Source organism: Paenibacillus campi (genome assembly GCF_034659835.1).
Lineage (GTDB): Bacteria > Bacillota > Bacilli > Paenibacillales > Paenibacillaceae > Saccharibacillus > Saccharibacillus campi.
Window position 1 is genome coordinate 237,583 of record NZ_JAXSQZ010000006.1, and the last position, 23,695, is coordinate 261,277.

Sequence of the window (23,695 nt, forward strand, 5' to 3'; positions counted from 1 at the left end):
TGGATTGCATACCGATGATGCGTTTAGCGTGCGGTCTGTATTTCCTCAGTTATACGTGCAGGTTGGGGCTTTTTCTTGCGGACAAGAAACAAAAACATAAGCGGAATACAGCAAAATAACGGAATCGCTGACAACAGGAATGCATCGGCAATCCCGCGCGCATAAGCATCAAGCGAAATCAGCCCACTCACGCTCGATAACCATGAGCTGCCCAGCACAGACTGCAAATATTGCGCACGATCCGCCGTTACCGCTTCAGCAATATGCTGTGTATGCAGCGCGGCGCGGCTCTGCATAATAAACGTTAAAATCGCAATCGCCATCGAGCCAGCAATCGTGCGAATTAAGTTGGAAGCAGCCGAGGCGCTGCTCACTTTTGCCGGTGATACTTCATCCGCAATCGCATTCATCCCGACCGTCGATAATGGCATCAGACATAGCCCGATGCCCATCCCGCGCAGCGACATAACGACTTCAAACCAACCTCTGGATGTTTGCGGAGACAGCACATGCAGATGATATGTCATCAAACTCGTTAACGTTAATCCAACAACCGCCAGCGGCACGATGCCGATACGGTCGACCAGTTTACCAGCAATCGGCATCATCGCTGCCATCGCCACCGCTTGCGGCAGCAAAGTAAGCCCGGTCTCAATCGCTGAAAACGACAATACATTTTGCAAAAAGATCGGTGCCAGAAACGTTCCGCCCATCATGCCCATCATGACAAAGCTGGATGCGATCACACTGATCGAAAATTTATAGTTTTTAAACAGCGATACATCGATCACCGCATTATCTTTGCCACGTTCCACGACGATCAGAAACACAAGCGCCCAAAATGCGATAAAAAACAAACCTACGATTTTAAAAGACGTCCAGCCGGACGAAGAACCGTTTGAAAGTGCATATAACAATGTACCTGCACATGTCGCCGCTAACAGAAAACCGGTCAGATCGAATTTGATCGGCTGATTTTTTGGCGGCTCTTTGATCAATAGAAATACCATCAAAATCGCAAACATCGCAATCGGTAAACAAGCGATAAACAGAAAGCGCCAGTTAAACCATTGGATCAAATAACCGCTTAACGTCGGTCCGATCGCTGGCGCCGCCATCGCAGCAATGCCCCATAGACCGATCGCTAGTCCTACCTGCTCACGCCGCATAATTTTGTAGATGATCGTCATCCCGAGCGGCATAATGAGACCGCCGCCGAGACCTGCAATAATACGCGCCACAATTAGCGACATATCACTCCAGGCAAAACAACACATCAGCGTGCCCAATGCAAACACTGCTAACGCCAACATCATAAATTTCTTATAGCCGATGCGCTGCTCCATAAAGCCGGTAATCGGCACGACAATACCGGAAGCGAGCGAATAGCCGGTAATTACCCACTGAATACGCGTCGTCGTTGAGCCTAGATCGTTCGTTAATTGCGGAATCGCCACGTTAATGAGGCTGTTGTTTAACACCGCCACAAACGTGCCGAGTACGATCGCAAAGAAGGCAAACCAGCGTTCACGCGCTGTAAAACTTTCCGGCCCGACCGGAGCGGTGTGTAAAGCTTCCGTTGACATCGAAACACGCTCCTTTTACGGTGTATGAATCTTAACTTCCACATTCGTGCCGGGAATTAACTGCAATCCTTTGGGTACATTCAGCGCAATTTCGACCGGAATCCGCTGTGTCACTTTGTTAAAGTTACCGCTTGTATTCAGTGCCGGAATAGCGGAAAAGACCGAGTTGGACGCCTGACCGATACGGCGTACTTTACCTTGAATCGTCTGATTGTTGTCGGCATCAAGCGTAATATCGACAAGCTCACCGAGCTTCACACGATTAATATCCGTTTCTTCGATGTTGGTGGACACATACAGATTGTTCATATCTGCCATAATCGCTACCGGAGCGGCTGGCGAAGCGATCTCGCCTGTTCTGGAATACAGTTTAAGGATCGTGCCATCGATCGGTGCACGCAAAATCGACTTGCTAATGTTTTCCGGTGGCAAGCCGGATACGTCCTGCTCGGCAATCGGCTGATTGCGTGTTAGTGTATCGCCTTCCTCCACGTCGAGATGGGTTAATTTGGCGCTAATTTGTGGCATCACCTTGTACTGATCGGCTGTAATGCGGGCATCATCGCTTTTGATATAATATTTGCCTTCATACCAATAGTAGTAACCGAGCGTCCCGCCGCTAATGAGCAGCAGCACAACCAGAATCGATAATACGAGTTTCTTCTTCAATTTCTCCACCTCAACCATGTAAATTTTGCCTGTATCTAAATTAGGATGACTGCCCGTTATGCATCTGCTCAACCACGCCGAGCATCTCCTTTAATGCAGCCAGTTCATGTTCTCGTCTCGACAGCGAATAGCGGACGATAAACGCATACAATTGCTGTTCCTCAGTTTCGTTGCTGCTCGCTGCGCCCTCCACGATGCGCTGTTGCATCGTCGTCAGCTCAACTTCGCGTTGCTCGATCGCCTCCTGCAATAAAAATACGATCCGCTTCCGATCGACCAGCTGTAAAAATAACAGCGGCGCCATCAACGATTTGACATCGCTCGGCTTGGCAAAACTTTTGTAAATCATATTCCGCAGCCCCGTACGCCCCTTGTCTGTAATACGATAAAAGCTTTTGTCCGGGTAGTTGTCGGATTGCACAACTTCGATCTTCTCGATATAACCCTTTTTGTGCAGTGAATCGAAATTGTAATATAGATTGCCGTCGGTAATGTTAACGGTGCCGCCTGTATTTTCGGTAATGCGCTTTTTGATCTCATAAGGATGGATATCACGCTCCCATAACGAGCCGAGAATATAAATTTGCAAAGACAATAGGTTGCCACTCTCCTTCTTATCGTTCGTTCATACTATCGGTATAAAAGTACAATGTTCATTTTATGATGACTGTAATCGTACAAAACTCTGTATAAAGTACTCTGCACAGAGTAATTCTGTTGATACTATACAAAATTTAAGTTAGTGTGTCAATCTATTAGGTAACCTACTTTTGTAAAAATAATAGCCTTGCACAAACAGTGCCACTGCAACCGCTAAAGCAAGCAGGCAAACTTCGTTTGACATCGCTACAAACGCATATTACGTTATACCTAATTACGGAATTTTTTTATGATGCTGTCTGATGAAATCGTCGTTACTTACCCCAACAGTCCATACTCTATCCCATCCGATCATCAGCGGTGATTTGACCTATTTTCCAGCCAAAGGAGTTCAACACAGATGAACCAGAAACAACGGATGCAACAAGGTCTGCCGTACAAATCTGCACTCGATGGTCTAAAAGAAGCACGTGAAGCATGCCAGCTCAAATTGTACGATTACAATCGTCTGCGCCCGGATGAGTATGAACAGCGCGATATACTTATGCGCAGTATATTGGGCAAAGCGGGCAGTGAGCTTCATATCGAAGCGCCGTTTCGATGCGATTATGGCAGCAATATCGAAGTGGGCGATCAATTTTATGCAAATTACAATTGTACGATTTTGGATGGCGGCAAAGTGACGATTGGACATGAGGTAATGTTTGCGCCCAATGTATCGTTATATACAGCCGGACATCCAATTCATCACATTCCGCGTAATGCTGGCTATGAATATGCGCTGCCGATCACGATTGGCGATAATGTATGGATCGGTGGTAATGCGGTTATTACACCCGGCGTTACGATTGGCGATAATGTCGTGATCGGCGCTGGCAGCGTCGTGACCAAACATATTCCGGCTAACGTAGTCGCCGCCGGCAATCCGTGCCGAGTCATTCGTACGATTACAGAACAAGATCGCGCGTATTATTACCGCGATCGTCCGTTCGATATCACAGCAGATGATCTATAAGTTATCGTGGTAAGCGGACCGAAATCGCTTACGATTTCCACGATGTCGATGATGGATAACAAGCAGGCTGCGCAAGCGAAGTTGGATTACTCGCCTGAATCAACAAGCGAGTGGTCAGATAGGAAAGTAGACAATCGATCGCCACGCCGTGTAGCAAAAGGTTGCAAACAGATACGCTAGGCGGCGAAGCGCAGATTAGAGCAAATGAGTTGTTCACGTTGGCATGTACGCATAATTTGAATCGCTTTTGTTTCATTTATCGTTATGAGAGGAGGATACGTATGTACCATGATCCGACGTCCAAGCAACCAGCCTTACCATCGATTCACACGCCTGCCATACAGCGACAATCCCAGTCAACCCCAACGGCTGCTGCCCCTGCCTCACGTCAGCTGTTGCAATTATCCGCTCAATTAGGGAATCAGCAATTTGGCAAATGGCTGGCAAGTCAGGGGAGTTCAACGACTTCGCAAGCTAGACCTGTGATTCAGCGTACAGTCCAGTTGAATGCAGCTACGGTTAACTCTATGGAAAATGCAATTGATATCGCATTAGATGCAATGAATGAGCGGGATGATACCGATCCTACAGAGTATGTAAATTTATATAATCTATACAATAATTTTGGTACAGGCTCATTAACTATGGAGACGATCGAAGAAATCAGAACACTTACACGAAATTCTGCGAGTGCTGTTTTGAGAGAATTAGATCGTCACATGGAAGGTCTAATTACAGGCAATGTGCGTAATTCCAATTATCCAAGCTCTTATAGTCAACAAGCTAAAGATGCACTGACTACTTATAAAACTAACCATCAAAATCCGCTAAATACTAGTCAGTGTTTATGTCCGCATTGTAATACACAAGTAGCCAAAACAAGTATGACGATCGATCATATTACACCTGTAGCTACACATTGGAATACGACGGGTTACAATACAGATCGTGATACACGTAATGAATGGTACAGCGATACAACCAATCATCGGTATTTGTGCGGACCATGCAATTCTAGCATCGGTTCTGGCGGAGTGCGCTATAATTTATTTACAGGCCCGAATTATAGGGGATAACTCAATGTGTGACAAAACGTAATCGCCTTCATCATAGACATTCCAGCGCACATATTACAGATCGTGCCCATCGCGTTTCATACGATTCCAATTCAAAAAACGAAGCGATCCACAGCGGATCAGCTTCGTTTTTGTTGTGTGGTTTAGTCATTCATGCTTGGCTACTATGTCATCGTGTATGCAATAACTTTTATTTGAACTTCTTCACCCGCTCCAAATGCGCCTCCAACCGATCCCATGTCTGCGTAATGCCTTCCGCCATGCCCATCTCCATCACCTGCTGAAGCGACTCCTCTGAATCAAAATAAGCGCGACTAATCAGTCTCGTTTTGCCTGCCTGGTTATGGAATACGGTCTGGATGCGGCTGCTTGGCATATCTTCAGACACACTGCCGTCTGCATTAGAGAAATAATCAGTGTACACGATCTGGCTTGGTTTTTCGATCAGATCGTAGACCGCTTTGCCCCACGATTCCTGTCCATATAAATCACCTTGGTTTTTATCGATACAGGTCATACAATAATGCCATTCACCACCTGGGCGAAAATCGATCTGGCATACCGTCAGCTCCCAGCCGTGGGGTCCCCACCATTCGCGAAGCTGCGCTGCTTCGGCAAACGCTTGGAATACCAGCTCTGTCGGTGCATCGAAAATACGTTCCAATGTGAGTTCCTGACCGTCGGTTTTAATAATCATCTGATCTGACATAAATGATAACCTCCTGAGCTTCGAATAATTGGGCACTTCAAGTCGAGATAACCGATTGAGTGAAAAGAGGATCGATCAAGTACACGGTACGAGCACTATAGCTGCATAATGATACGCTATCCGGCTCGTTTACATACGCTACCGTAATGGTTGCGCTTACCTGTATCATATCATCATCACCCGTTATAGTTGTACTGGGAAAACAGGAATTATTTTGCAGCCATTTTACTATATAAACAAAAGCGTATTGTCTAACGAATACATTTGCGCAGGCTTGGAGTCGCTTGAACTATTTAGCTGTAAGGCAGCGTTGCAACATGAACAGCAATATTGGCAATAGGCGCGGTATTATATCCTCATTTGGACTTCTCGTACATATCGCTATCTATACCGACTCAAAGTCGCTTGAACATTCAAATAAAGCATGGTCAAAATGCTCGTTATAACGACCAAAAGGCTCACCTCTGCTGCACGAAGCAACAGTAAGTGAACCTTTGAATTGTAGGCTATTTCAGATTTAGTTCATCGCTCTCACTGCAACAGCTCTACCGCATCATACACCCAGCCTGCACTCAGCCACGTACCCAGATCGCTAGAACCGCTAATCGGCGTAATTTTCAACGTATTGGAGCCTGTACGCAGTGCTGAAGCAGGCACTGTCCATGAAAAGGTATGATTGTTGCCACGATACGTACCGATCGTAAAGCTGCGCGAGTTCGGCTGCGCCGATGCGCCCGGATTGGTCAGTGTCGTATCGTTGACAGTCACACTTGGGCGTCCACCAATGTAAGCGGCGGTAATGCCGATATTAAGCACATGTGGTGCACTTGCTTGCGCGGCATCCAGATTGAAGGTGATCGTCGTTGGCGAATTTTGCTGACGGAATTGAATCGCCGGGAAACGATTGGTTGCGCTGCCTACCGCATACGTGACTGGACCCCAGCTTGCATTGCGGCTGTCGGATGGATGACGAAGCGGAATCGTCTGTCCATTCAGCAACTCACGCGGTGTACCGTCCCAGTTACCGATGCGCCAGATCGCAGCACGGGTCGCCGGATCGCCGGTAATCGTGCGTGTATTCACTGTCGTCGTACTGCCAGCGTTCACCGTTACACTTTCGGTGTGCAATGCCAGCTCCCCTTTATACACGGTCATCGTATAGGTGCCCGGAATCATATCACGGCTAACAGCAGCGCCGCTTGTCGATGCAGTTGCCCAGTATTGGGCAGTGCTATTTGCAAAACCGATCGTATACCCATAGTTATTATCCATCCCGGACAAACCGTTCAGCACAACCGCACCACGACTCGATACCCAGCCAGTCAAATTCAGCCCAGCCATCCAGCTAAAATCCGGTGCGGCTGGCGCTCCACCGGTCGTAAAGATCAATGCATACGGGCCATGCAAGCCCATCCGAAACGCCTCGGTCTGTTCATGACCAGAGTTCATGTAATTGTACACCTCGGTATCGCCGCCACTTTGAAATTGAATATCACGGAAAAAAGGACCGCCTGAACTTTTTTCCCGATTGCCATACGCCATAAACACACCGACATTGTTGCCCGTCACACCGCGAACACTCAGCTCGCGCGCCTGATCATTGCCGTAATATTTGGAAGCAGTATGCCCGTTAGAAAAGCCAAACACATCCTTACTTTCGATCGCGCCGGTATTACCGCGCAAATCGGAGGCTATCGGTACGCCGGTAAGCACATTGCTGTTGCCACGGAAAATATAGCGCAGCTCGCCAACCGCAGGTTCAGCCGTTATGTATGTTGCCATGTAAATTATATTTTCGCCATTACGGGATGCGTAGTAGTGGGTTAATGTGTCTGTTTTGGCTGTAATGAGCACGGTTGAGCCGGACGGGGATGTGTTCCAAGTGACTTCGGCACCAGAGCCGAGACCAGAGCCGATATGGGAGCCTTTACCACCGGAGCTGCTTAGTTCGGTGCCGTTCATTTTGCTAGAAATGAGATCGCCGTTGTTTTTATTGACCGTATATTGCAGTCCAGCGCCTGTAGTAACGACGATCGTCGAACCATTGTCGGTCACACCGATCGATGCGGCATGTACATAAGCAGGTGAGAGCCAACTACCGGTTATACTAAGCGCCAGTAACAAGACGATCATAACGGTGCGACGAAACAAAGTTGGTGACATTGCCAAACGGTTAAACATACAAAACCCTCCTGTGTGATGAACATAGGATAGCGATAACATAAACGTTATCGCTTCGAAAAGATAACGCTTACATTTCTGCCTCTGATTTCATCTGGATGATTACAACATCGCTTGTCCGACTGCATACGAAATGGCGGGGTGTCATAACAGGTATTTCTTCAACAGATATTTCTTCATTCTTACCTTATAGTACGTGTTTAAGTGCACCTTTTGAAGTTGTTTTCGGAATTTTTATGAGGTAGATCGGTTTTTTTATTCTAATTTTTAATAGTATGGTACAAGGATGACCCACTTTAATATTTTTATAATTTCACCGATTAAACTTTAGTTTTTTTGAGAAAAATCATTTTACTATCTCGTTTTTTCTAGTAATATAGATAAATTTCTCAGTCTAAAAATGTGGAGGGGTTTGGATGGATCAATATAAATTCAGAGCAGATCATAGCAAAATGATTGTTGATGCTATGGTAGATGAATACCACGAATATATTGCACATCGATTCGACTGCAAACAAAAAATGAAGATTAGCAAGAGAGCCAAGTCAATGAGGAGCTACATCATTTGCAAAGATACTATGATGAATTTCACATTTTGACTTATGCATTGGATGATGCGTATCAAATGGCTAAAGTTTTGCATTATTTACCGAATCCGGCAGACAATATCGCTTACTTGATTGAAGACTTATCTGAACTCATTGCCGGTGCTGAATTAACGAATGAAGAACGCGAACTATTGGCTCCGGAAGCCGAGCATATTCTTGATCCAGTCGCATATGATATTAGCATTATTGCCGAACAAGACAACCTAGTAGCTTGTCTCAAATTTATTCAGGGATGGCGTTCGTCTGAATGCTGCACGGTTCAAGCAGGGTTCAGATGGACGCAACCTTACATCTTCTTGAGACAAGTCACTAGACTCATAAAATGGTTTCGATTAAATAAGGAGGGAACTTGCATGTTCATCGGTGAGAATCTTACCAACCTAAGAATCATGCGCGGTTATTCCAGAAAACAACTCTCCGACATGCTAGGCATTACGGAACAAGCAGTATGGCAGTATGAACACGGCTATACGGCTCCCAAGATACAAATTATTAATCAACTCAAGGAAATTTTCAATGTGAAAAGTAAGTATTTTTACACGAACGATCCGGTAGTCGTATCGAATGAAATGGTTCAATCCTACTGCAAAAGTGAAAAACCTACCTATATCCGGTAAGCTGCATCCCCAAATCAATGCTCATGCGTTTCCCCGAAGGGGTTCCTAATGTTCATTGCAAAGGGATGCACTGTACCAGGATGTAGGTAGGTTTTTTATTGCAGTTTTATTTGTATAAGCGAAGTTTGCGTACAGGCAGCTAAACTATAATATGAATTTATTGTAAGCCCGTAGCTAGCGTAATATCATCGGCTGCCCAATAAGAGGAAGGCACATCCGCCCAAACTACAGACGTATCCGTGGTCGAATGGAGCGCAGTTTCCGTAGATGTATTCGCCTTCACCCCTAGCACCCGATTAAACAGCGTCACCGCCTCCGCACGGGTCAATGTACGATCCGGCGCAAAACTGCCGTCTGGATCGCCTTGCATATAACCTGCCTGTTGCACGCGCGCAATATCTGTTGCTGCCCAATGGTTCACCGTATCGTGAAATGAATAGGTCGCCTCGGCACCGTTTAGCTTCATCCAGCGAGACAGTACCGTTGCCAACTCAGCACGCGTGATCGCACGCGCTGGTGCAAAATGGTTCGACGTATCCCCTTTCATCCAGCCCGCATCAGTCACTGCTCCAATTGCAGATAGCGCCCAGTTGTCTGCCTGCACATCATGATATCGGTTAGCGATGGTAATAGCAGTCGCAGTCGACCGATCTGCTGCAATTGTAGCGATTTGTGTGTCTGCTATAGCAACGTTATGCCCGGCTGCCACTATGCGGGTTAGCATCACAGCTAGCTCGGCGCGGGTTACGGTGCGTGACGGACGGAATGTATGATCCGAGTAGCCTTGCATATAAGCTTTCATCTGCTGTACTGATCCTATTGCTGACTCAGTTGCCTTATCGGTTGCCTTAAACGGTTCCAATTGCAGCAATGTAAATGTGCTAAATTTGCTGACAGTAAACTGCATCGCTAGCGCTTGATCCGTTCCGGTTGTCAGCTCCGGTCGAATCAGCTCTTTACTGCCGTCGCTATGCTCCACATAGACGACAAGCTGCTTCAGGAAGCGGGCACGCTCAGCAGCATCAGCAGGCAATTGCTGTGCCGGTACTGGTAAGGAGAGCTGAACTGGCTTGCCTTGCACATTCGTCGTAATTTCAACCGGTTTGCCAATCACATGAATAGCTGCCTGACCAGCGGCTTGTTGCACGAGCGGATCACTGCTCGCACGCGTGACAGCCGCATTCACAACAGCCGTCCCCGTTCTGGTAGTGATCGTAAACTGGCTTGGTTCGTTTAATACGGCAAGTGTCGCTGACGGCAGCACTAGCCCGATCGCTGACGTGCTTAGTTCCAGACTAGCGGAAGCTGCCGATAGCGTACGTGCTGTATCGGTTGGTAACGTAAAGCCAATTTCTGTCGCTGGTGTTGTGCTTGTCGGTACGACCAGATGGACACGATTTCCCCCTGCTAATTGTATCGCTTGTAAAGCGGTATTCGCTTCCGTCGCAGTATAGCTAATCTGTTCACGCACCTGCCCATCTGTACGCAGATCGCGCTGAAGTGTAAATGCGGACGTAACGGTACCAGTTTGCGTATTTGCAGCACTATTAATAAGCTGGCTTTGTGCCGCTGGGCTTGCTCCATTACCGCTGCTCTTACCGGATGAACCGGAGGAGCTACTGCCCGCATTGGATTCAGGCAGTCGTATCGGTATCGGCGTTGGTTCTGTTGGTATTGGTGTTGGCGTTGATTCTGTTGGTGCTGTTTCTGTTGGTGCTGGCGTTGATTGTGTCGGAGTCGGTACAGGTACTGGCAGCGGCTCTGGTGTCGGTGTCGGCTCTACGCTTGGCTGCGGTATCGGCGTTGGTTCTGTTGGTGTTGGCTCCGGTACTGGCGTCGGCTCCGGCGCAGACACACTATCCGCAGCCCGTACAAATGTCAAATAAAAGTCATCTAACGTGCCCCATGCCCCGGCTCCGGCACGAACGAGCGCACCTACGGTTAGCGATCCATCTGCCACATACACATCATGGATCACCGGCTGACTCCATTGCACCCAGCCGTTAACGCTTGTTGGCTGTTCCACCGTTTGTCCACCTGTGCTGGCGTACAATTTCATATCGGCAGCGGTCGCATTGCCGCCTTGAATATTCATAGACAGATCGTAATAACCCGGCTTCAATCCGTACACAGCTTGCTCAACCCGGAAATTCACGTTGTCCGCATTGTAAAAGTGCAGCGAATACTGCCCGGTTTTGGCATCGGACGCTTTATTTTGGTAGTCTGTATGGGGAGACAACCCGTCGCCATACGTTATTTTCCACATGCTGCGGTCGGTTTGCTCAAAGCTGCCGTTCAGCAGCAAATTCGGCTTACGGATCGATAGATACGCCTGTACCGGATACCCACCATCTGCTTGACCATCGATCGTATAATTGCCTGCACCGCTAGTGATCGCCTGTTGCAGTTGCTGCTCATTCCAGACGACATGCACGATGCCAGTGCTGCTATCGTTGTACGTAGCTGTCGCCGTTTCCGGCAATGTTATCGAATCACCAGCGTTGACGGTTAACGAAACCGATTGGATCGCATCCACTTGGAGCGGAGCGGTTGCGCCGGTATTGACGTATTTGAACACATGTAGCGATGGCAACGGATGCCCGGTAAAATCAAACAATGCCTGGTTATCGACCGCACTGCCGCCATACCATTTGCCAGCATCATCCGGGTCATATTCGCCCGCATAGCTGGACGCCCAGCCAGAGCCGTATTGTTCCCATAATTTCTGGTTATGTGCCAGCTCATGGGCTGGACCAACCGGTAACCAAGCTGGCTCCCAGTAAAAGACACCGATTCCCGCCGAGCCTACATTCGCCACCGCCTGCATCACATTGCGCACCGATGTCGCTTGCCCCTGCACGGTGATCGGATAATCCAGCGTTTGCCCGCTACGGCGTGGCGCTGTATTTTCATGGCCATCCCCATCTGTAGCCGTGTAGGCGTAAGACGTTTCCGCGACCATCACCTTTTTGCCATACGTATCTGCCACCTGCTTTAACACAGCGGTTAAATTGCTAAGTGTACCGTGCCAAAATGGATAATATGATGAAGCAAACACATCGTAATCGACGCCATTGTCAGCGAGCGATTTGGCATAAAAAGCATATCGCCCCGCCGCTTCCGGATTCGCAAAATGTAGCGCAACTAGAATATGCGGATCAACCGCCCGAATCGCCTGACTGCCTTTGTTAAACAGTTTGCTAATGTTCGTCCAATCTTTTTCCCCGATAAAATACTCGTTCGTCTCATTGCCAACCTGCACCATGCCTACATTCACACCGGCATGAATGATCTGCTGCAAACTGTTTTTTGTAAAATCATAAACCGCCTGCTCTTTGTCCGCAAAGCTTAAGTTTGCCCATGCTTTAGGCACATGCTGCTTCGCCGGGTCTGCCCAGAAATCCGAATAATGCAAATCGACCAGCAGCTTCATCCCGTTAGCGGTCGCTCGTTTGCCGATTTCAATCGCTTTGGCGAGGTCATTGTCTCCGCCACCATAACCTTTACCGGCGGCGGTATACGGATCATTCCATACACGTACACGCACATAGTTCACACCTGCCGCATGAAGCGTTGTGAAAATGTCCTGAATTTCGCCCTGCTCATTATAAAATTTCACACCGCTTTGCTCTAGCGAGATGATGCTCGATACGTCGACACCTTTAATAAAATCGGGGCTAAGCCCATCGATCTTTTTCACTACAATGTCCGCTGTAACCGGCTGTGATGGATCACTGCTCAATTGCTTAAGACGCACATCGTCCACATAGCCCCATGCCTTCGCATTGCCAGCAATATGCGCACCGATGACTACATTCGTTGTCGGTTGCTTCAACACAAACTGTAGCTTGAGTGTGCCCCAGTTGTTATAACCGGTCGTCGCGATAGCGGTTCCTTGTGCATCGCCTGCAAATACTTGCACCTGCGCCGCTTCGCTCCCCCCGCCGCCCATCGCTTGCAGTGTCAGCTCATAACTACCCGCAGGTAGCGCATAAACCGATTGGCTGACCGTAATTTGCTGTGTGGAAGTTGCACTGTCTTTGATCCAATATTTAAATGCATAACTGCCTGCGGCGGCAGTAATAAATGAATCGTTAGCGTACGCATACCGACTAAGCTCGACTGCATTCCAATCGGACGCAGCGACCTCCCATGAATGATCGCTCCAAAAATCACTTTCAAAACTAGCATTAGCTAGCATAACCTCCCCATCCGCCGCCGCTGCATGATCCGTCCCAAGCGGCAATGTGCTTAATACGATCGCTACGATGAATACTAACAGCGCTGCCCGTTTCTTACTTCCCATTTATGTATCCCCCTTCTCTCTATCAACCGTTTTGCGCTTCGTTTCCACTTTTTGTAAAGCGCTTACATTATAACTGTGATCACTATAGCAGACGGTCGGAAAGGGGAGTAGGGGAGGATTGCAATATTTTGTGTTTTTAAGCAAGGGATTTGGGAGGATTGGAACAAATAAGTCGTAGTTTAAATACCGAATAGCCAAGAATATGTCTTATACTGCAATTTAATTAGATACAAATAATTTTTCAACATACAAAAGGAGCAAACCGTTTAATGAGGTTCTGCTCCTTAGTTGACGATTTCCCTATAATCCAGCATATCAGATTTATTATTCAAATCGGTGACTGTTCCTCATTCAATGCAAACTAAATATTTGTTCGATCGCATATGATTGCACATGCTATATGCTCGGCAGTATCCATGCTAATACGTGCTGTCCTGCAAGATTAAACGAGCGGTGACACTACCTTTTCTCCTTGCAGGACTATAAACGAACTTTATTATACCGCCTCTATTCAAATACTCCGCGTCACTACATCCGGCGACGTTTCCACACCTGTCGTCACTGGCTTATGCCCGTTCAATTTCAGCGTCTCGGACGTTGAATCGAAAATTTGGCGGAACAGGTCAGGATGTTCAGATAGCGATACGCCGTAGGATGGAATCATTTCTTTGATTTTCGGCTCCCATGCTGGCATTTCTTGCGGGAAGCAGCGACGCAGCACTTCCAACATAACGTGTACAGCGGTCGATGCGCCAGGCGATGCGCCGAGCAGTGCGGCGACAGAACCGTCGGCAGCACTTACCACTTCGGTGCCGAATTGCAGTGTGCCTTTGCCGCTTGGTGTGTCTTTGATGACCTGTACGCGTTGACCGGCAACGACCAGCTCCCAATCTTCGCTTTTGGCAGTGGGAATGAACTCACGCAGTTCTTGCATCCGTTGCTCGCTCGTCAGCATCACTTGCTGTACGAGATAGCGAGTGAGCGCCATTTCTTTCATGCCTGCCGCCAACATCGTCAGCAGATTGTTAGGTTTGACGGAGCCGATTAAGTCCATATTGGAGCCTGTTTTCAGAAACTTTGGCGAGAAACCGGCAAAGGGACCGAATAACAGTGCTTTTTTGTTATCGATATAACGGGTATCCAGATGCGGGACAGACATCGGCGGCGCGCCTACTTTTGCCTTGCCATACACTTTGGCATGATGCTGTTCAATCACATCTGGATTTTTACAGACCATAAACACACCGCTGACCGGAAAACCACCGATTTGGCGGGATTCCGGAATGCCGGTTTTTTGCAGCAATGGCAAACTGCCGCCGCCTGCGCCGATAAATACGAAGCGTGCGCTATGGTTTTCGACCCGACCGTTGTCGAGATTGTGTACTTTCACGTTCCATGAACCGTCTTCTGTACGTTTAATATCTTTGATGCTCTGCTTATAATGGACTTCGACGCCTTTTTCTTTCAAATAATCGAACATCATGCGCGTTAGCGCGCCAAAGTTCACATCTGTACCGGTGTCGATTTTAGTTGCGGCAATCGGTTCGCTGGATGTGCGTCCGTCCATAATGAGTGGAATCCACTCTTTAAGCTTTGCCGGTTCATCCGCATATTCCATTCCTTGAAACAGCGGGTTTTGGGTAAGCGCTTTAAATCTCTTTTTCAAAAAAGACACATTGCTTTCGCCAAGCACCAGGCTCATATGCGGGATCGGCTTAATAAATTGCTGTGGATGATGAAGCACTCCGGTTTGAATCAGATGCGCCCAAAATTGACGGGATAGCTGGAATTGCTCGTTGATCTGCACCGCTTTGGTAATGTCGATCGAGCCATCCGGCTTTTCGGACGTATAGTTCAGTTCGCACAGTGCCGCATGACCGGTACCGGCGTTGTTCCATTCGTTGGAGCTTTCTTCTCCAGGGCTTGCCAATTTCTCAAACACTTTAATTTCCCATTCTGGGGCTAACTCTTTCAGCAATGATCCCAGTGTCGCACTCATGACCCCGGCACCAATTAAGATAACGTCTGTTTTTTTCTGTACGCTGCTCATAAAAACCTTCCTTATCTCGTATATTTGCAAAAAAGAGCAGTCGCTCCTGCTCAGGTAATCCAAGAAGCAAGGCTCCACTCAGGAACATCATAAGACTGACTATTTTCCATTACCCGATCGGGCGATCAACCAATACCTTCATTATAACGCAATTAAAGTCCCTTAAAAATACAATCGACAGTCATCATCTAATTATATACTATTTAGAGTTGGTAAAAAATGAAAAGTTTGCTCGAAAAGGGCTAACAGGACGAAAAAACGAGCATGGCACGCGGATTGCAGCATTTTACTGCCACGTAGACATCATCCCAGCGCATATGTTGGCAGATCGTATTGCGATCCATCTCATCTATTATATATTTTTTGACATATATTATACAGCAAAACGTTTCGAAATTATAGTGTTTAGTATAAAATCACAACGCTCATCCAATCGAACGAATCGCCAGCCAAGCTACGAATCGAATATATACACCGTACAATATTCATCGTATACAAAAAATATAAAATCCGATACGCCTTTTTCGTAAAATCAAGCGATCAATTTCGTGTTTACACACACATCATCAATACGATCGTTTGCGTTCAATCCCCTTGCCAGCCTCTATGCGCAAGTCAATCGAACCGAATCGACAAAATCTTCTCATTGCGCCAATCTAAAGCGATCGCCCACATCCTCCACTTCAAACAGCCAACAGCGCGATTCCGGTATTCGAAACGGACGATGCAAAATTAATTTCCATCTGCCATCAAACGTACGAAACAACATCCCATGCCCGCTATCGTCACGCACGAGCGGATCAAGCTGCTCCCACGGCCCGGCAAGTTTGCCGCTAATCGAACGAGCGATCGTCTGCACATAGCTGCCATGCTCATAGCTTGACCAGAGCATCATAAGCGTGCCACCTGATGTGCGATACAGCTGGCAGCCATCGGTTACATACACTTGCGGCTCAGGCTGAAGCTGTGCTGATTCCGTTGCCGTTGTCGCTTGTCGCGCTGATATTGAAGACAGCCACGGCGCTGCCGAACCGCTAAACAATGTTATCGGCTCACCTACCACTGCCGACAAATCTTCCTGTAGCCGTATCGCTTCGATCGTCCCATCGATTGTCTGCACCCATTCATGACAGTAAACGAGCCACGGTTGCTGCTGTTCATCAATATATAGCGTACCATCCAGCGTCATCATCGTTTCCGGCAATAGCGGATGCTCCTCATGCAGCAGCTCGAATGGTCCCTCCGGTGTATCACTCACCGCTATAACCGTACTGCGCCAATGCTTCGTATAACCTTGAATCGGCTCGCCTTCCAATGATCGCCCTTCATGATGCAATGTTACAAACAAATAATAGCGTCCCTTATATGCATGCACTTCCGGTGCCCATGCGCCATGCTGCGGATGTGCCCAGCTCGTGTCTGGAATCTCAAATACGATATACGGTCCCGCCCATCGCTCCAGGTCATTGCTTTTGTACAGCAGTACACCATAACGATCCATTCCATGCAAATCCGGCATACCACCTGTGTACAAATAATACGTTTGTGTATTTGCATCCGCCAGCACAAACGGATCATGAGCCGGAATATGTTCCAGCCGATGATGATCTTGTGGTTGGGACACATCGGAGGCAGCATTGTAGATCAGCATGAGTAACAACTCCTTTGCACGTTTTGTGACTGAATACGCTTTCAATTTATTTTATGAAAATATAGCTTAGCGCCTACCTATCCATCAGAACAGCCTGCTAGCGGTCGTTGTCTGTATTGGACATCTAGCTACAAATACACAGCCGATCAAGCTGCAAGCACAAGCATCCACTTTAGCCCGTTACTGCTCTAATGTCCGTACAATATAATTGTAGTATACTCGTTCATGGCGCGAAATGCCAAATAAAAACGAGTATTAAAACTTCTCTTTTCTTATGCAAATTCATCTCGCGCTTCTATCAGCCTACATTTAAAACTGCTGCTGCACACATAAATAGACAGTTCCCGTTGCTTTTTACGGGCACTGCCTGCTGTAGATGATTATGGATAACAGTCAACATCATGTACAACGTTTTTCTATATTTTAGCCTAGCGATTGTAGCATCGTAGCAACTTATTTGTCGCTTATATAGAAGCTATTAGGGCGTGTACGCAAACCTAGCGCGGTGGAGCAGCCTACGCGTTTGCGTACACGCCCTAGCTTGACCAGCTTAAATTCAATATCTAATTGACTACATCCTATGAAAGATACACTGGAATCGTAGTCTAAAAACATCTCTACTCTGCACGATCAAACTGCTTATTTAATGCGGTCAAAGCACTACTATATGTGTATAAATTCATAATTTAAGCGCTTTAGACGATTTAATTGTGATGTATTCGCCATTCCGTTTTGCCAACCTATTTCAATTTTAACAACCGATCATCATTGTCTGCCGCCGAACCGCGAGCTGTGTTATTAGTCAGCACATAAATATGCCCGTTATGCACCGCCACATCACGCACACGCCCCACATCGGTTAATATATTCGTCATTTGGCGGGTAGATGGATCGAATAGCTTTAAGCTTTCGCCTGCCAGCGTCGCCACCAGAATCGTATTTTCCGGTGTCACGGCAATGCCGGACGGTGCGATTGCACGCGCACCGGCTACATAGATCGGAGCGGTCATACCTTTGGCTGTCTGTGTACCCATCACTTTCGGCCAACCATAATTGGCGCCTTTTTTAATAATATTGATCTCATCCAATCCGGTACGGTCGGTGCCGCCCCCTGGAATCGGTGCGCCGCTTGGGCCATGATCTGACGCATATAATGTACCATTGGACGTCCAGGCAAGCCCTTGCGAGTTGCGCAATCCGTACGCATACACATACGAATTGGCAAACGGATTATCTTTAGGCACTTTGCCGTCTTTGGTCATCCGCAAAATTTTGCCGCCCAGACTGGAGCGATCTTGCGACAGTTCACGCTGTCCCGTTTCGCCGGAAGTGCTGTACAGCAATCCGTCCGGTCCAAAAGCAAGTCGTCCACCTTCATGAATGCGTCCGCCCGGAATGCCTTCAAGCAGCGCCTTTTGTTCTTTCCAGACACCATTGGTCAGCTTTATTTTGACGATTCGGTTCATGCCTTTGCCGTTTTGCGTGTACGCATGGTAAATATAAGCGCTGCGGTTATTGGCAAAATCAGGATCAAGCACAAGCCCGGTCAAGCCTGCTTCGCCAACGACACGCAGCGGCTTGCTCGTCTGTACTTTTTGTACGGTTTGTTTACCGTCTTTTACTTGTACAATACCGCCGCCACGCTGGGTAATGTACACGGTATCACCAGCAAATTGCAGCGACCACGGGATATCCAAACCAGTTGCTAGCTCGGTATAGCCGCCTTGCAACGAATCGACCAAATCGACATTACCGCTCACACCAGAATTCGTTGCTGTTGTGCGCTCCGCCGCCATTACTGGCTGCCGTACCTCCTCTTGCAACGTCGTTTCCGTTCCGGTTTCCATCGCTTCACGTTCGGTAGCACAGGCAGACAACGGCAGGGCAAGCAACAGCGCAGACAGGACTAGCTTTGCTTTTGCATGGACATATAACATGCTGTTCCTCCTTTGGCTCTTTTTCCGTTTTTACCCAATCGTGCACGACGGTAACAGCATATACATAAATATTGTGGTCAGGCGTGTGATTCGTGTAATTTGCCACCGCTAAGTGTTACAACATTGGTCGCATACTACTAACCGTCGAAGCAGACGCTCGGCTGTAGGACGTGTCGTTGAATTTGTTGTTGGACGTAGCGGCTGGGACACCATGTTTGAATGGTAGCGCCTTATTGTTAATATTGAATATGCAGCTGCTTTCTCAATAGCTAGCAGCCTACCGATCATTCCTTATACGATCATCCTAAAGCAGGACGATTTGTCGAAAAAACGATCCATACGACAAGCGATATACAGCAAATAAGGACACCCATTTTGACAGGCATCCCTATTTGCGTCACGCTATTTCATTTCGGCTGTAACGATGCGCTTTACTTGTCATCTTCAGCGCCAAACATTGTACATATACATATACATATACATATACATATACATTACCGATATGCTGCATGTACGCCGTATGCTAGCGATGACGACGTAATGACTGTGTATACATATTACTTAATCACGACATATTGCAGATTGACCAGCTTGGCATACGTTACGATCTGATCGGTCGTCAAGTTCAACGATACGACCGTATGGTGACCGCCGCCATTTTCGATCCATGCGCGTACGCCATCTTGGAAGCTTGGTTTTACCTTCCATAGCACGCGTGCTACAGGCAACTTTGGTGCTGGCACGGTTGGTTCAAATGCAGACACTTCGTTAATAAGCAGTTTGTAATGGGTGCCAAAGTCCGCCATCGATACGACGACACCTTCGCCTGCTTTACCGTCAAACACAAGGCGTGCCGGGTCTTCACGATCGCCAATACCGAGCGGGGAAACGACAACTTTCGGTTTGTTTGCCGCCAGCGATGGATCAACTTCCAACATATGCGATTGCAAAATCGCTTCCTGTCCCGCTGCCAGCTCGTACGTATAATCTTCCATAAAGCCGGTATTTTGGTTATGGCTCATCACTTTCAGCAGGCGATCAAGCGCGGCTGTTTTCCAGTCACCTTCACCAGCAAAGCCGTAGCCTTGTGCCATCAGACGCTGTACCGCCAAACCTGGCAATTGTTTCATGCCGTACAGGTCTTCAAAGTTAGTCGTAAACGCGCTATAGCCGCCGCGATCGAGAAAACGCTTGAGCGCAATTTCGTAGCTTGCCTGCACACGCACACTTGCTTCCCAGGCGCTTTGCTCATAATCGCCGTAATCAAAGTCATACAGCTCTTTGTACTCCGCCATTAGCTTGTCGATTTCTTGTTCGGTCACATCGCTAATCTCTTTGACCAGATCACCGATGCCAAAATAATCGACCGTCCAGCCAAACTGAATTTGCGCCTCTACCTTGTCACCTTCCGTTACGCCAACATTGCGCATATTGTCGCCAAACCGGGCAACTTTAATGTTAAAGCTCTCATTGTAAGCAACCGCCACATCCATCCAGTCCGCAATTTGCTGCTGTACTTCTGGACGCTCCCAGTAACCGACCACGATTTTGTTTTGTTTGCCTAAGCGTGCATTAATAAAGCCATATTCACGGTCGCCGTGTGCCGCTTGATTCAAGTTCATAAAGTCCATATCGATCGTAGACCACGGAATGCTTTCGTTATATTGTGTCGCAAGATGCAGCAATGGCTTTTGCAACAGCTTCGTGCCACGAATCCACATTTTCGCAGGTGAGAAAGTGTGCATCCAAGTGATCACTCCGGCTACTTCATCACGGTAGTTGATCTCTTTCATCACGTTTGTGATCGCTTCTGCACTGACGGCAAGCTCTTGCAATACGAGCGGATACGGCAGCACACCGCTTGCATTTAGCGCATCGGTAATTTTTTGCGCGTTAGCTTTTACTTGTCCGAGCGCTTCTTCTCCATACAAATGCTGTGAACCTACAACAAACCAAAATTGTTTCGCTGCTGTTGCTGTCATGCTTATCATCCTCTTTTCGGATTATTAGGTATGGCTAGGTTTGGTAATACCCGCCGTTTTCAATCTATCGTTACTACTGGAATTGCAACACGAACATCAACGATGCGCTGCATACGTACTCGTGCTATCCGTTTGCCCCGATTCATTCGTACCGTACATCAAGCATTTGCAAACGCCAATCGATCGGCATGCACATATACGATGTCATTTAGGCACTGCTTTGTACGCTTACAGCATCCATACTGTATAACGTTATTTCTGCCCGTAATACGCATCTTTCCCATGCTTGCGCAAATAGTGCTTATCCAGAATGCCTTGCGGCAGCTCTTTGGCAAAATGGTTTAGCTGGCGCGCATACAGATTCATTTTGCACACTTCTTCCAGTACGACGCTATTCACGACCGCTGACTGTGCATCTTTGCCCCATGTGAAAGGAGCATGTCCGTGCAGCAACACCGCCGGAATCGCCATCACATCCAGCCCGCGCTGCTCAAATGTCTCGATAATGACATTGCCTGTCTCCGCTTCATAACCACGGTCGATTTCCGCCTGTGTTAGAAAGCGTGCGCATGGCACGGCACCATAAAATGTATCCGCATGCGTTGTGCCCATTACCGGCACATCTAGCCCCGCTTGCGCCCAGATCGTTGCCCAAGTCGAGTGCGTATGCACAATGCCGCCGATCTGCTCATAATGTTTGTACAACACCGCATGGGTCGCCGTATCCGAAGACGGACGCATATCGCCTTCCACTACATTGCCGTCCAAATCAACGACGACCATATCGCTCGGCTTCATACGGTCATAGCTTACACCACTCGGTTTAATAACGAACAAGCCGCTGTCGCGATCGACCGCGCTGGCATTGCCCCATGTAAATTTAACCAGCCCGTGTTTGGGCAGTTCCAAATTCGCTTCATATACTTGCTCTTTCAGTTGCTCTAACATATTGGATGCCTCCGTTTCAGCTCAGATGTTCAACCGCTGCGCGTTCAATCGCCAGCCCTTGACGATACCGTTCGATAAAGCTGCCAAATCCGTCCACATCCGCCGCGTCCGGCTCGATCCGCTCTGCCGATACGCCGCTAAACACCTGTTGTTCCAAGAAATCGGCAAGCGACTGCCCCGGTTCACGATCGACCGCATACGAAGCGAGCAATGCCATTCCCCATGCTCCGCCTTCACCTGCCGTCGACATAACCGATACCGGCACATTCAGCGCTGCCGCCACGATACGCTGACCGACAACAGGCGTTTTGAACAGACCGCCATGCGCAAGCACCGAATCGATCGCGACCCGCTCTTGTTCCGTCAAAATATCCATACCGAGCTTGAGTGCACCAAAAGCGGTGAACAGATGGGTACGCATAAAGTTGGCGAGGTTAAACCGACTTTCCGGTGTACGGACGAATAATGGTCGTCCATGTTCCAAACCGGTAATATTTTCGCCGGAATAATAACCATAGCTTAGCAAACCGCCGCCATCCGGATCGGCTTCCAGCGCTTTGTTCAGCAATACGCTAAACAGCTTGGACGGATCGCTTTCATAGCCCATCGCCACCGCAAATTCACGGAACAAGCCCATCCAGGCGTTCAGATCGCTGGAACAGTTGTTAGCATGTACCATACCGACCGGGCTGCCGTCCGGTGTAGTGACCATATCGATTTCGGGATAGACGCGTGACAGCTCATGTTCGAGTACGATCATCGCAAATACAGATGTACCGACCGAGATGTTACCGGTGCGCTTACGCACACTGTTCGTCGCTACCATACCGGTACCGGCATCACCTTCCGGCGGGCAAAATGGAATGCCAACTTGCAAGTCGCCATCCGGATCAAGCAAAACAGCGCCTGCTGCGGTCAACTCGCCTGCCTGTTCGCCAGCAAGCCGAATCGTCGGCAATAACTGCACTAGTGTCCACGGATAATTTTTGCTAGCGATATGGTTATGAAATTGCTCGATCATCGCTGGATGATATGCATGGCTGGCATCTTCAATCGGGAACATACCGGAAGCGTCACCGATGCCGATCACACGCTCTCCGGTCAGCAATGAATGAATATAACCGGACAATGTAGTGATGGAAGCGAGCAGAGCGACATGAGGTTCATCATTTAGAATCGCCTGATACAGATGTGCAATACTCCAGCGTTCCGGAATGTTAAACCCGAACAATTCGGTTAATTCACGCGCTGCTGCACCTGTCGTCGAATTGCGCCAGGTGCGGAAAGGAACGAGCAACTCGCCCTCGGCATCCAGTGCAATATAACCGTGCATCATCGCTGAAAAGCCGATCGAACCGATCTGCCGTAATGTCACACCATAACGCTGCTGCACATCTTGCTTTAATTCACGGTAAGCGGTCTGCATGCCTGTGATGATAATGTCCCGGTCATATGTCCAATAGCCGTCTTTTAACTGGTTTTCCCATTCATAGCTGCCCGATGCAATCGTCTCAAATTGCTTGTCGATCAACACCGCCTTAATGCGGGTCGATCCGAATTCGATACCAAGCGCAGCAGCTCCGCTAGTGATAACATCTTTTGCACTCCTATCACTCATGATCGTGTGACTCCTTTCCCCAATCCCGTTTTTCATTGCAGAGCACGGTCAGTGTATACTCCATCTGGCGCAAATTGCTTTGGATGGAGCGCTCCCGCTTCCGCGTTCATATCGTTCATATTATCTAGCTTCCAAAAGAATG

Annotated in this window: 14 protein-coding genes and 1 pseudogene; 3 read left to right on the top strand and 12 right to left on the bottom strand. The window is 48.0% G+C overall.

Going from position 1 to position 23,695, the window contains the following annotated elements; genetic code table 11:
• Positions 1-23 precede the first annotated feature (23 nt).
• Genes U1I11_RS15665 through U1I11_RS15675 form a run of 3 tightly spaced genes read right to left on the bottom strand, consistent with a single transcriptional unit; the run spans position 24 to position 2,850 of the window.
• Positions 24-1,586, bottom strand: a complete 1,563-nt coding sequence (locus U1I11_RS15665; protein WP_322907082.1) for a DHA2 family efflux MFS transporter permease subunit — start codon at positions 1,584-1,586, stop codon at positions 24-26.
• Positions 1,587-1,601: 15 nt separating this feature from the next.
• Complete coding sequence (locus tag U1I11_RS15670) at positions 1,602-2,255, bottom strand: HlyD family efflux transporter periplasmic adaptor subunit (protein WP_322907083.1); 654 nt, start codon at positions 2,253-2,255, stop codon at positions 1,602-1,604.
• 40 nt (positions 2,256-2,295) lie between these two features.
• The gene (locus U1I11_RS15675) at positions 2,296-2,850 is read right to left on the bottom strand and encodes a PadR family transcriptional regulator (RefSeq protein ID WP_322907084.1); all 555 of its coding nucleotides are present in this window, start codon (positions 2,848-2,850) and stop codon (positions 2,296-2,298) included.
• 405 nt (positions 2,851-3,255) lie between these two features.
• On the opposite strand from U1I11_RS15675, the gene U1I11_RS15680 reads away from it, so the two are divergent.
• Together U1I11_RS15680 and U1I11_RS15685 are read left to right on the top strand one after the other, a co-directional pair.
• The gene (locus tag U1I11_RS15680) at positions 3,256-3,870 is read left to right on the top strand and encodes a sugar O-acetyltransferase (RefSeq protein WP_322907085.1); all 615 of its coding nucleotides are present in this window, start codon (positions 3,256-3,258) and stop codon (positions 3,868-3,870) included.
• Positions 3,871-4,151: 281 nt separating this feature from the next.
• Positions 4,152-4,946, top strand: coding sequence for an HNH endonuclease (locus tag U1I11_RS15685; protein WP_322907086.1), 795 nt, complete (start codon positions 4,152-4,154; stop codon positions 4,944-4,946).
• Positions 4,947-5,136: 190 nt separating this feature from the next.
• Here the strand turns inward: U1I11_RS15685 and U1I11_RS15690 are convergent, their stop codons facing one another.
• Both U1I11_RS15690 and U1I11_RS15695 read right to left on the bottom strand, forming a co-directional pair.
• Positions 5,137-5,655 carry an SRPBCC family protein gene (locus U1I11_RS15690; protein WP_322907087.1) on the bottom strand — a complete coding sequence of 173 codons (519 nt, stop codon included), beginning with the start codon at positions 5,653-5,655 and terminating at the stop codon, positions 5,137-5,139.
• 531 nt (positions 5,656-6,186) lie between these two features.
• Positions 6,187-7,836, bottom strand: coding sequence for a rhamnogalacturonan lyase B N-terminal domain-containing protein (locus U1I11_RS15695; protein WP_322907088.1), 1,650 nt, complete (start codon positions 7,834-7,836; stop codon positions 6,187-6,189).
• Positions 7,837-8,797: 961 nt separating this feature from the next.
• On the opposite strand from U1I11_RS15695, the pseudogene U1I11_RS15700 reads away from it, so the two are divergent.
• Positions 8,798-8,992: pseudogene (locus U1I11_RS15700) on the top strand (helix-turn-helix domain-containing protein); the annotation flags it as partial.
• Between the two features lie 226 nt (positions 8,993-9,218).
• Here the strand turns inward: U1I11_RS15700 and U1I11_RS15705 are convergent.
• The 7 genes from U1I11_RS15705 to U1I11_RS15735 form a co-directional block, all read right to left on the bottom strand.
• A complete protein-coding gene (locus U1I11_RS15705) occupies positions 9,219-13,367 on the bottom strand; it encodes a glycosyl hydrolase 53 family protein (RefSeq protein ID WP_322907089.1) in 4,149 nt (1,382 codons plus the stop codon).
• A 511-nt stretch (positions 13,368-13,878) separates the two neighbouring features.
• Positions 13,879-15,417 (bottom strand): malate:quinone oxidoreductase, encoded by a 1,539-nt coding sequence (locus U1I11_RS15710; protein WP_322907090.1) that lies wholly within the window; start codon positions 15,415-15,417, stop codon positions 13,879-13,881.
• Positions 15,418-16,060: 643 nt separating this feature from the next.
• Positions 16,061-17,068, bottom strand: a complete 1,008-nt coding sequence (locus U1I11_RS15715) for a glycoside hydrolase family 43 protein (protein ID WP_322907091.1) — start codon at positions 17,066-17,068, stop codon at positions 16,061-16,063.
• Positions 17,069-17,808: 740 nt separating this feature from the next.
• Positions 17,809-19,005 (bottom strand): PQQ-dependent sugar dehydrogenase, encoded by a 1,197-nt coding sequence (locus U1I11_RS15720; protein ID WP_322907092.1) that lies wholly within the window; start codon positions 19,003-19,005, stop codon positions 17,809-17,811.
• A 557-nt stretch (positions 19,006-19,562) separates the two neighbouring features.
• Positions 19,563-20,987, bottom strand: coding sequence for an L-arabinose isomerase (araA, locus tag U1I11_RS15725; RefSeq protein ID WP_322907093.1), 1,425 nt, complete (start codon positions 20,985-20,987; stop codon positions 19,563-19,565).
• A gap of 252 nt (positions 20,988-21,239) precedes the next feature.
• Complete coding sequence (locus U1I11_RS15730; protein ID WP_322907094.1) at positions 21,240-21,935, bottom strand: L-ribulose-5-phosphate 4-epimerase; 696 nt, start codon at positions 21,933-21,935, stop codon at positions 21,240-21,242.
• Between the two features lie 16 nt (positions 21,936-21,951).
• Complete coding sequence (locus U1I11_RS15735; RefSeq protein ID WP_322907095.1) at positions 21,952-23,553, bottom strand: xylulokinase; 1,602 nt, start codon at positions 23,551-23,553, stop codon at positions 21,952-21,954.
• Positions 23,554-23,695 lie beyond the last annotated feature (142 nt).